Origin of the sequence: Nocardioides sp. BP30 (assembly GCF_029873215.1) — a bacterium.
In the GTDB taxonomy this organism is placed as follows: Bacteria; Actinomycetota; Actinomycetes; order Propionibacteriales; family Nocardioidaceae; genus Nocardioides.
Genome location: NZ_CP123620.1, coordinates 557250 through 566759, shown reverse-complemented (window position 1 = coordinate 566759; position 9510 = coordinate 557250). Strand labels below are relative to the sequence as shown.

Below are 9510 nucleotides of genomic sequence, written 5' to 3'. Positions count from 1 at the left end.
ACCAGCGTGCCGCGTGGCAAACAAACAGTCAAGACTGACTTTTTGTTGCGGGCGGGCGTGGCCGGTCGCTTCCGCATGTAACGCGGTGTTCGATCACCACCTGCGGTGCCGCAGCACCGCGATGGTGCGCCGGACACCGCGTTACATGGGGGCTCAGCCCGGCTGGCGCAGGTCCCAGTGCGAGAGGTAGTCCGGGTGTCGCCGGTAGAGATGAGCGATCCGGAGCAGGAACCGCTCCACCTCGTAGGCGCTGGGCGGCACCGCCCACAGATACGCCTCCATCTTCTTCACCTCGGTCAGCAGGCTCTCGAGCCAATCCGCACGCAGCGGATCGCCCGTGGCCCGCCTGACCTGGTCGACGATCCGGGCCTTGACGAAGACCAGCAACGGTTCCAGGTCCGAGCCGGGTCCGGGCCTCCTCACCACGACCGGGCCCTCGAGACCGACGGCGCCATCCCTCCGACGGCGCTGGCCCACGCATGCACGCCCTATGTCTAAGGCCGCCGGCTGAATCCCTGCACCACTGATCCTGAAACGATGCTGTTAATTCTCGGCACCGCGGCGGCCCCGGACCGGCCCCGGACCGGCCCCGGACCGGCCCCGGACCGGGCCGGGGAGCGCGCCGCCTCAGCGTCGATCGACCAGCCCCACCGTCTCGGCGAGCACCTGGAGCTGGTGCTCGAAGAGGGCGGCGGGGTCGCCGAAGGTGTCGGCGCCGTACTGCCCGAACACCTCGAAGCTGACACAGCCGAACAGCGCGGCCCACGCCAGCACGCCGCGCGCGAGCGCCTGGTCGGGAAGCTCCACCCCGAGCTCGTCGCGTACGGCGAGGAACGACGCGGCCAGGCCGGCGGGCACCGGCGGCCCGTCGGGGAGCCGCATCGCCCCGGCGGCGTACGCCTCGGTCCACAGCCGTACCAGCGCCCGGATCACCCGCGTGCCCGGCCCGGTGGTCCGCTCGGCAGGTGCGTGGTAGCCCGGGACCGGGCTGCCGAAGAGCAGGGCGTACATCGCCGGCTCGCGCACCGCCCAGCTGCGCACCGCTGCGCCGATCGCGAGCAGCCGCCCCCGGAAGTCACCCTCGTCGATGCCTCCGAGGGCCTCGTCGACGGCGTCGCCGAGCTCGTCGTAGCCCGCCACGACGAGCAGGGTGAGCAACTCGTCGCGGCTGGCGACGTAGCGGTAGACGGCCGAGGAGACCACGCCCAGATCGCGCGCCACCGCCCGCAGTGAGAGTGCGGCGGCACCGTCGCTGCTCAGGTGCTCGCGACCTATCCGGACGATGTCGGCCATGGTCCGTGCTCGGGCGCGATCACGCGGCGTTCCCTCCATGCCCCCATCGTGCCGTCAGAGAGCGATCGAGGCAAATGTGAGCACTGCTCTTGCTTTATCTCCGAAGAGGGCCCATGATCGAAACCGAGAGCGGTGCTCTCACAATCACCTCGACGAAGGAGAGACCATGAACAACGTCGTCATCGGAGCGGGTCCGGTCGGATCCACCATCGCCCTCCAGCTCGCCGCCGCCGGTGAGCCGGTGCGGCTCCTCACCAGGTCGGGCAGCGGCCCGGAGCACCCGCTCGTCGAGCGGCGCCGCGCCGACGCCGGCGACCTCCGCCAGCTGAGCGAGGCACTCGACGGCAGCCGTGTCGTCTACGACTGCATGCACGCCTCGGCCTACCGGGCCGACGTGTGGCGGACCGAGCTCCCCCACGCCGAGCACACCGTGCTGGAGGCCGCCCGCCGTACGGACGCGGTCGTGGTGTTCCCCGAGAGCCTCTACTCCTACGGCCACGTGTCGGCTCCCATGACCGAGTCGACGCCGCGCACCGCCGACTTCGGCAAGCCCGGGGTGCGCACGCAGCTCCTCGCGGCCCGGGAGCGCTCGGCCACCGCCACCGTCAGCGTGGTCGCCTCCGACTTCTACGGCCCGGGCGTGCTGACCGCCCACGCCGGTGAGCGGATGGTGCCGACCGTCCTGGCCGGCCGCACGATGCGGGTGATCGGCGACCCGGACGCGCCGCACTCGTGGACCTACGTCCCCGACCTGGCCGCGGCGATGATCCGGGCGGCCGGCGACTCCTCGCTGTGGGGCGCTGTCCTGCACGCACCCACCGCCGCCCCGCTGAGCCAGCGCGAGCTGGTGACGCTGTACGCCGAGGTGGCCGGCGTACCCGCCCCGAGGGTCTCGACCGTCCCGACGTGGTTGCTGCGAGCGGTGGGCGCCGTGCACCGCGACACCCGGGAGATCGTGGAGATGACCTACCAGTTCGAGCGCCCGTTCGTGATGGACTCCACCGCGAGCGAGGCCCGGCTCGGCCTGTCGCCCACCCCGATGACCGAGGGTGCGCGACAGACCGTGGCGTGGTGGCGCGAGCGCGGGAAGTGACCTCTCGACCTCCCGAAGGTGACGTCTCGGCGTCAGGACAGCCGCGAGACCATCGGCAGCCTCGAGCGCGTGCAGGCGCCGACGAGCAGCGCTGTCAGCACCGGCAGACCCACCACGACCAGCCCGATCAGGAGCCACGGGATGTCGAGGTAGGGGCCCTTGCTGCCGGGGTACTGCTGCCCGGTCAACGGCCAGGTGATCGCGATGCCGGGCACGAACCCGACCAGCATCCCGAGCACCGCCCCGACGAAGGCGACCACGAAGGTGTACGACGCCGCCACCCCGCGGCGGGTCCGCGGATCGGCGCCGACGGCGGCCAGGGTGGCCAGGTCGGGCCGGGCATCGGACAGGGCCAGGAACATCGCCGTCAGCGTGCCACCGAGCATCAGGATCGCCGCCAGTGCCGCCAGCACGAACTGGATGATCAGCGCGTCGGTCTTGGTCTGGTAGCCGCGCTCGACGTAGATCGTCGCGGGCGTGGCGAGGCCGTCGAGTGCGGCATCGAGATCCTTCTGTGCCGCGTTCGACAGATGCGGCTGGTCGAGCTCGAGCCCGGCGACGACGGTGGGCAGCTTCAGCCCCTGCGCGAGGGCCGGCGGCAGAATCGCATGCAGCGGGGCCGAGACGTCGGCGCCGCGGTAGACGACGGTGGCCGGCACCGTCTTGGAGAGCACGTGCGTGAGCGTGCCGTCCGCCTTCGTCACGTCGACGCTGATCGTGACCTGCCTCAACCGGGCCTGGCCGGTGTCGCTGCTGAAGACGACCGCCCTGCCCGCGGCGAGGGCGGCCTGGACGCCGTCACCGGGCCGCAGTGCCGCGACGAGGGTAGGGGGCAGGTCAGCGGCGCCGCTGACCACGAGGTCGGTCCCCTCGGCGTAGCGGGACTGGGCCGGTGAGACGTCGGTGTCGACCTGGCCCGGCACCTGGAACCTCACGTCGGTGTAGTCGCCCGCGGGCGTCGACTGCTGCACACCCCGCACGACCGAGATCCGCGCATCGGGGACGTGCTGCCGGATCACGTCGGTCACCTTCGTCCAGTCCATCGTGGACGGGTCCACGTCGCTGAAGTCCTCCGACGGCGTCACCTCGGCGTTGCCCAGCGCCAGGAGCGGCTGGTAGGTCTCGCGATTCTGCAGGGCGTCGCTGCCGGTCGAGATGCCGAGCGCCACCACGCCGGCGACCGTCGCCGCGACAGCCGCCACGGCCGGCGTCGTGCGGGTGCGGTGCCGGACGGCGTCGCGGGCCGCGAAGCGAAGCGCGAGCGGAAGACGTCCGGCGACGCGGGCCAGTGCCATCACCACGACGGGGACCAACAGCACCATGCCCAGTACGCAGACCACGGCCGACCACGAGACCATCAGGTCGCCGCGTCCCCGCGCCCCCTCGACAGCCATCAGCACGCCGATCGCGAACAGCACCACGCCGAGCAGCGGGAACGCGCGCACCGGCCTGGCATCACCGCGGCGACCGGCGAGGACGGCCACCACGTTCTGCCGCGAGGCGATCCACGCCGGTACGACGCAGGCGATCAGCGCGCTGACCAGCCCGAACGCGGCGACCGCCGCCAGGTGCGCCCACGGTACGTCGAACGGGCCCAGCCAGGTTCCGTCGACGTGCTGGACCGCCGGCACCAGCAGCCGGGCGAGCCCGATGCCGCCCGCCACGCCGACCAGGCCGGCGCAGAGGCCGAGGAGCAGGCCGCCGGCGATGATCACCCGCCGCGACTGCGCCGGCGTACCGCCCGATGCGACCAGGAGGGCCAGGGAGCGCTGCTGCTTGCGTGCGCCCACCGCGAAGGCGGGACCGGCCAGCAGGACGACCTCGATCAGCGCCATCACCGCCACCAGGACCGCGACCTGGAAGGTGCTCTCGTCGATGCCCGAGCTCGGGAAGGGGTCCGGATAGTCATCCGGATGGCCGGCGATCTGCCGGTCGGTGACCAGCACGCCGAGCGCGTTGAGCTGCTTGACCTGCGCCCAGGTGATCGGCGGCCCGTCCACCAGCCACGCCGCGCCATCGTCCGGGGCGGCGGAGGCCGAGCTGTCCGGGAAGGCGCCGGGCAGTCCGACGGCGACCGAGCCGTCGCGGGTGCTGGCGTCCACGATCGTGCCGACGATCCTCCGCGTCGACTCGCTGCGGTCGGGGCTGACCACGCGCAGGGTGTCGCCCACGCCGCGCTCCAGCAGCGCCCGGTTGACGACCACCTCGTCGGTCGAGGTCGGCCAGCGTCCGCGGGTGAGCCGGTACAGGCCCCTGGCGAGCGGCGCCGAGGCGTCGACCTGGTCGGCGCGAACGCTCTCGCGGCCGTGCGCGGTGCGGACCAGCGCGTCGCCGTGGAGGGCTGCGGGCAGCATCGTGCGCCTGCCGATCACCCGCTCGATGTCGGCGAGGGTCGTGGGCCGAGCCAGGTCGCCCTCGTCGCCGTAGTCGGTGGGGTCCGCACCCTGGACCACCTTCTGGTCGTCACCGGTGCGGACGAGCTCGGCGGTGGCGACGGTGCCGATCCGCCGGTCGATGCCCTCGCTGGGCGAGACCTTCGCCGTCTGGATCAGGATGTCGGCGGTGACCACGCCGAAGACCGGCAGCGTCACCATCACCAGCGCGATGATGGCGCGGGCGCGGTGCTTGACCAGGTCGCGACGCGCGAGCCGCAGCGCGAGCCGCCAGCTCGTGAACCAGCCCCTCATGCCCGGACCGCCGTCGACCGGCCGGCCTCGTCGACCACTGCACCGTCGCGGAGGTAGACGATGCGGTCCGCCCACCCTGCGTGCCGCGGCTCGTGCGTGACCAGGACCCCGGCCGCACCCGCGTCGCAGCGCGCCCGCAGCAGGCGCAGGATGTCCTCACCCGTGACGGAGTCCAGCGCACCGGTCGGCTCGTCGGCGAGGACGAGCCGCCGCTCGCCGACGACGGCGCGGGCGATGGCGACCCGCTGCTGCTGGCCGCCCGACATCTCGTCGGGGAAGCGGTCCGCCAGCTCGTCGATGCCCAGCTCCTCCAGAGCGGCCACGGCTCTCGCCCGCGCGCCCCGGGCCGGTACGCCGTCCAGCTCCATCGGGAGGCTGACGTTCTCCGCGGCCGTCAGGGCCGGGATGAGGTTGAAGTCCTGGAACACGTATCCGATGGAGGTACGGCGCAGCTTGGCCCGGCCGGCGTTCCCCGCGGCGGTCAGGTCGGCGCCCTCCACCAGCACGCGACCGGCGGTCGGCTGGTCGAGGCCGCCCGCGATCGTGAGCAACGTCGACTTCCCGGAGCCGGAGGGACCCATTACCGCCACGAGCTCGCCGGCGTACGCCTCGAAGGAGACCTCGCGCAGCGCATGGACCGCGAGCTCACCGGCGCCGTGGATCCGCGTGACGCGGTCGAGATGGAGCACAGGGCTGCCAGGAGTGGTCATCGGTCGGTCTCCTCGGTTCGGGTCTCGGGCGGGTCGGTACGACGGGTGGCAGGAGCGGGGCGGCGTAGCCGCTCGCGGGCCTGCTCGAGCCAGCGGATCTCCGCTCTGCGGAGCCGGTCAGCCTCGGTGGGGGCCAGGTAGGAGCTCATCGCGAGGTCCTCGAGCCGTCCTGGCGCAGTCGTGCCTCACAGTGGTCGAGCCAACGGATCTCGGCCTCGGCAGCGAAGATCAGCGCGTCGAGGACCAGGCCGTAGGCGAGATCGGTGGAGCTGCGCTTGAGCCGGGTGTGCTCCTGCAGCGAGGCCATCGTGGCGCTGCGCTGTCGTTGGATCACGGCCGCCAGGTCGAGCGACGGTGCGCCGACGGCGAAGGCCAGTTTGATCGCGAGCTCGTCGCGAGGCGGCTGGGTCCGGGGAACCGCGCTGCCGAACCAGTCGGTCACCTCGGTCCGGCCGGCGTCGGTCAACCGGTAGAGCTGGTGGCCGTCGGCGTCGGTCTCGCCACCTTCCACCAGGCCGTCGCGCTCCAGCCGGGCGAGGGTCGTGTAGACCTGCCCGATGTTCAGCGGCCACAGCTGGGCGGTGCGCTCCTCGAACGCGGCACGGAGCTGGTAGCCGTACATCGGCTCCCGCTCCAGGAGCGCGAGCAGCGCGTGCTTGACCGACATCCCTGACCTCTCGTTGCTTACATACCGAGTATGCGCATACTCGGTATAGCGCGTCAAGTCACCCGTCTCCTGAGATGCGGACGGCCCCGCGATCGAGTGATCGCGGGGCCGTCCAGGTGGCGGCGGGAACCGGCCTCAGGAGTTGCTGAGCGGGAGGCCAGCCGGGTTGACCTGAGCGCTGGTCACCGCCTCGTTGGACAGGTTGTACGCCGCCAGCCAGGCGGCGTACTGGCCGTTCTTGATCAGGTAGTCGATCGCATCGGCCAGCGGCTGCACGAGGCCGTCCCCCTTCTTCGTCGTCGCAGCGATCAGACCCTGCAGCGACGCCCCGGCACCGGAGTAGGTGCCGGCGGTGGCGACCTCCTTCGGCGTGCCCTTGGTGATGGACTCCTGGTAGGCGATGCCGGGGTTGGGGCCGAAGTAGGCATCGATCTGGCCCGACGCCAGCGCCGTCCAGGCCGAGGTGTCGTCGGCGAAGTACTTCACCTCGAGCGTCTTGCCCTCCTTCTTCAGCAGGTCGCGCCAGTGCAGCAGGATCTTCTCCTGGTTGGTGCCGGACCCGACGGCGACCTTCTTCCCGGCCAGGACCTCATAGCCGCGCGGATCGTTGCGGTCGAAGGTCCAGGTGGTGCCCTTCTTCACGGCGAGCGCCAGGTTGTCCTGCCGGTAGGAGGCGAAGTCGTACTTCTGCTTGCGCTCCTCGGTGACGGTGATGTTGGAGAAGCCGACATCGTTCTTGCCCGAGTCGATGCCGACGAAGAGGTTGTCCCACGTCGAGTTGTTGATCACCGGCTTGAGGCCGAGAACCGCCGCGATCAGGCGGCCGAGATCCGGCTCCGCGCCGGTGAACGTCTTGTTGTCGGTGCCGACGTAGGCCAGCGGCGGGAACCCGGAGGGCAGCGCGCCCTCGCCGATGGTCAGCTCCCCGCTCTTGAGGATCGCCGCTGGCAGCTCCTGGCGGATCGATGCCACCACGGGCACCGAGATGCGGGTCAGCTTGTACTGCTGCCCGGCAGCGGTGGCGATCGCCACCGACGTGGTCCCGCTCGCGGTGGAAGGGCTTGCACCCGCGGCGGCGTCATCCGACGCCGAGCTGCTGCCGCAGGCGGCGAGCGCCACACTGAGCACGCCGGCGGTCGCGGCCGCGCCGAGACCGCGGCGGAAGGGTCGGGCGATGGACATGGTTCTCCTCGGGTTCGCACCCACCGGCCCTGTGCCGGTCGGGTCTGGGGAATCGTGGGGATAGGCGCGGGTCCGCCCGGGCGAGGCGGACGGCAGGGTCAGAGGACCTTGCCGAGGAACTCCCTGGTGCGCGCCTCGGTCGGGTGGTCGATCACCCGGCTGGGCGGCCCCTGCTCGACGACCACGCCGCCGTCGATGAAGACCACGTGGTCGGCGACCTCGCGGGCGAAGCCGATCTCGTGCGAGACGATGACCAGCGTGCGGCCGTCGGTGGCCAGCTCGCGGATGACCGCCAGCACCTCGCCCACCAGCTCGGGATCCAGCGCCGAGGTGGGCTCGTCGAACAGCAGCACCTCCGGTTGCAGCGCCAGGGCACGCGCGATGGCGACCCGTTGCTGCTGACCGCCGGAGAGCTGGCGCGGGTAGGCATCGCCGCGCTCCCCGAGCCCGACCCGGCTCAGCAGCGCGAGGGCGCGGGCGCGGGCCTCCTCCTTGCCGGCCCGCTTGTGGGCGAGCAGCGGCTCGGCGACGTTCTCCGCGACGGTCAGGTTCGGGAAGAGGTTGAAGCTCTGCGCGACGAATCCGATCCGGGTGCGCTGGCGCCGGACCACCGCGGCCGGCAGCTCGTGCAGCCGCCCGCGGCGCTCGTGCACGCCGATCAGCTCACCGTGGACGGCGACGTACCCGAGGTCGAGGGGCTCGAGGTGGTTGATGGCGCGCAGCAGGGTCGACTTGCCCGAGCCCGACGGGCCCAGGATCACCGTGACCCCGCCCGTGGGCAGGGAGAGGTCGATCCCGCGGATGACCTCGGCACCGCCGAAGGCCTTGTGGGCGTTGCGGATCTCCACCGCCGGGACGGACGGGACGGCGGTAAGCGCGCTCATCGTGTCACCGCCTCGGCGAGCCGCAGCCGCGCCTGCTTGAGCCCGTCGACCAGGCGCTGGAACGGCGTGCGGGGCAGCGTCCGCACCGCGCCCCTGGCGAAGAAGCGCTCGACGTAGAACTGCACCACTGTCAGCACGGCGGCGATGACGAGGTACCACGCGACACCGACCATCAGGATCGGCACCACGTCCTGCGGGTTGGTGCTCTCCAGCTGGTTGACGATGCCGAACAGGTCGACCAGCGAGACGAAGTAGACCAGCGAGGTGCCCTTGACCAGCCCCACCAGCTGATTGACGTAACCCGGGACGATCGTGCGCAGCGCCTGCGGCAGGACGACCCGGCGCAGCCGCCGCGAGGGGGGCAGGCCGAGGGCGTTGGCCGCCTCGATCTGCCCGGGATCGACCGAGAGGATGCCGCCACGGATCAGCTCCGCGGCGAAGGCGGCCTCGTTGAGCGACAGGCCGATGAGTCCCCAGGCGAAGGGCGCCATCGAGACCGTGTCGTGGCCGAAGAGCGTCGGCAGGAAGGGCAGCTTGAGCCCCACGTGGGGGAAGAAGTAGGCCAGGTTGAACAGCAGGATCAGCAGCACGTTGAGCGGCAGCGACCGGAAGAACCAGATGTAGAGCCAGCTCAGCCCGCTGAACAGGCCGTTGCCGGAGAGCCGGGCGAGCGCCAGGACGACCCCGCCCACGAGGCCGAGCACAGCGCTGAGGGCCGTCAGCTCCAGCGTCAGGAACACCCCGTGACGCACCACGTCGAGCGTGAAGTAGTGGCCGAACCTGCCCCACTCCCAGGCGTCGTTGTGGGCGATGTTGAGGACCAGCTCGGCGAGCAGGGCCAGGACCACCACCGAGGCGATCCACCAGCCGTAGTGGCGGCGCGGGGTCACCGGTCGGCCGGCGAGCTCCCGGGCGGCCTCCTCACCCCGTGGGGCCGGAACCACCTCCTGGCGGGGTGTCGCCGTGTCGACGGCGCGGGCGCTGCTCATGTCTC

At 71.7% G+C, this 9510-nt stretch carries 10 protein-coding genes; 1 reads left to right on the top strand and 9 read right to left on the bottom strand.

The features are described from left to right. Positions 1-153 precede the first annotated feature (153 nt). Both P5P86_RS02570 and P5P86_RS02565 read right to left on the bottom strand, forming a co-directional pair. Positions 154-426 (bottom strand): hypothetical protein, encoded by a 273-nt coding sequence (locus P5P86_RS02570; protein ID WP_280609716.1) that lies wholly within the window; start codon positions 424-426, stop codon positions 154-156. Positions 427-627: 201 nt separating this feature from the next. After that, complete coding sequence (locus P5P86_RS02565; RefSeq protein WP_280609715.1) at positions 628-1293, bottom strand: TetR-like C-terminal domain-containing protein; 666 nt, start codon at positions 1291-1293, stop codon at positions 628-630. A 166-nt stretch (positions 1294-1459) separates the two neighbouring features. On the opposite strand from P5P86_RS02565, the gene P5P86_RS02560 reads away from it, so the two are divergent. Further along, the gene (locus P5P86_RS02560; protein WP_280609714.1) at positions 1460-2386 is read left to right on the top strand and encodes an NAD-dependent epimerase/dehydratase family protein; all 927 of its coding nucleotides are present in this window, start codon (positions 1460-1462) and stop codon (positions 2384-2386) included. A 32-nt stretch (positions 2387-2418) separates the two neighbouring features. On the opposite strand, the gene P5P86_RS02555 is transcribed toward P5P86_RS02560, so the two are convergent. The 7 genes from P5P86_RS02555 to P5P86_RS02525 form a co-directional block, all read right to left on the bottom strand. Then, positions 2419-5073, bottom strand: coding sequence for an ABC transporter permease (locus P5P86_RS02555; protein ID WP_280609713.1), 2655 nt, complete (start codon positions 5071-5073; stop codon positions 2419-2421). Next, complete coding sequence (locus P5P86_RS02550; protein ID WP_280609712.1) at positions 5070-5783, bottom strand: ABC transporter ATP-binding protein; 714 nt, start codon at positions 5781-5783, stop codon at positions 5070-5072. The genes P5P86_RS02555 and P5P86_RS02550 overlap by 4 nt, the downstream gene beginning before the upstream one ends. After that, the gene (locus P5P86_RS02545; protein WP_280609711.1) at positions 5780-5932 is read right to left on the bottom strand and encodes a hypothetical protein; all 153 of its coding nucleotides are present in this window, start codon (positions 5930-5932) and stop codon (positions 5780-5782) included. Before P5P86_RS02545 ends, P5P86_RS02550 begins: the two co-directional genes overlap by 4 nt. Beyond that, positions 5929-6450 (bottom strand): PadR family transcriptional regulator, encoded by a 522-nt coding sequence (locus P5P86_RS02540; RefSeq protein WP_280609710.1) that lies wholly within the window; start codon positions 6448-6450, stop codon positions 5929-5931. The genes P5P86_RS02545 and P5P86_RS02540 overlap by 4 nt, the downstream gene beginning before the upstream one ends. Before the next feature lie 135 nt (positions 6451-6585). Further along, a complete protein-coding gene (locus P5P86_RS02535) occupies positions 6586-7632 on the bottom strand; it encodes a transporter substrate-binding domain-containing protein (protein ID WP_280609709.1) in 1047 nt (348 codons plus the stop codon). Between the two features lie 98 nt (positions 7633-7730). Next, positions 7731-8516: an amino acid ABC transporter ATP-binding protein gene (locus tag P5P86_RS02530; protein WP_280609708.1), complete on the bottom strand. Its 786-nt coding sequence runs from the start codon at positions 8514-8516 to the stop codon at positions 7731-7733. Further along, the gene (locus tag P5P86_RS02525) at positions 8513-9505 is read right to left on the bottom strand and encodes an amino acid ABC transporter permease (RefSeq protein WP_280609707.1); all 993 of its coding nucleotides are present in this window, start codon (positions 9503-9505) and stop codon (positions 8513-8515) included. The genes P5P86_RS02530 and P5P86_RS02525 overlap by 4 nt, the downstream gene beginning before the upstream one ends. Between the last annotated feature and the right edge of the window lie 5 nt (positions 9506-9510).

Excerpts from the sequence above, each read along its gene's own strand:
- P5P86_RS02565 (WP_280609715.1), bottom strand. The coding sequence starts at position 1,293 with ATGGCCGACATCGTCCGGATAGGTCGCGAGCACCTGAGCAGCGACGGT.
- P5P86_RS02560 (WP_280609714.1), top strand. The coding sequence starts at position 1,460 with ATGAACAACGTCGTCATCGGAGCGGGTCCGGTCGGATCCACCATCGCC.
- P5P86_RS02555 (WP_280609713.1), bottom strand. The coding sequence starts at position 5,073 with ATGAGGGGCTGGTTCACGAGCTGGCGGCTCGCGCTGCGGCTCGCGCGT.
- P5P86_RS02550 (WP_280609712.1), bottom strand. The coding sequence starts at position 5,783 with ATGACCACTCCTGGCAGCCCTGTGCTCCATCTCGACCGCGTCACGCGG.
- P5P86_RS02545 (WP_280609711.1), bottom strand. The coding sequence starts at position 5,932 with ATGAGCTCCTACCTGGCCCCCACCGAGGCTGACCGGCTCCGCAGAGCG.
- P5P86_RS02540 (WP_280609710.1), bottom strand. The coding sequence starts at position 6,450 with ATGTCGGTCAAGCACGCGCTGCTCGCGCTCCTGGAGCGGGAGCCGATG.
- P5P86_RS02535 (WP_280609709.1), bottom strand. The coding sequence starts at position 7,632 with ATGTCCATCGCCCGACCCTTCCGCCGCGGTCTCGGCGCGGCCGCGACC.
- P5P86_RS02530 (WP_280609708.1), bottom strand. The coding sequence starts at position 8,516 with ATGAGCGCGCTTACCGCCGTCCCGTCCGTCCCGGCGGTGGAGATCCGC.
- P5P86_RS02525 (WP_280609707.1), bottom strand. The coding sequence starts at position 9,505 with ATGAGCAGCGCCCGCGCCGTCGACACGGCGACACCCCGCCAGGAGGTG.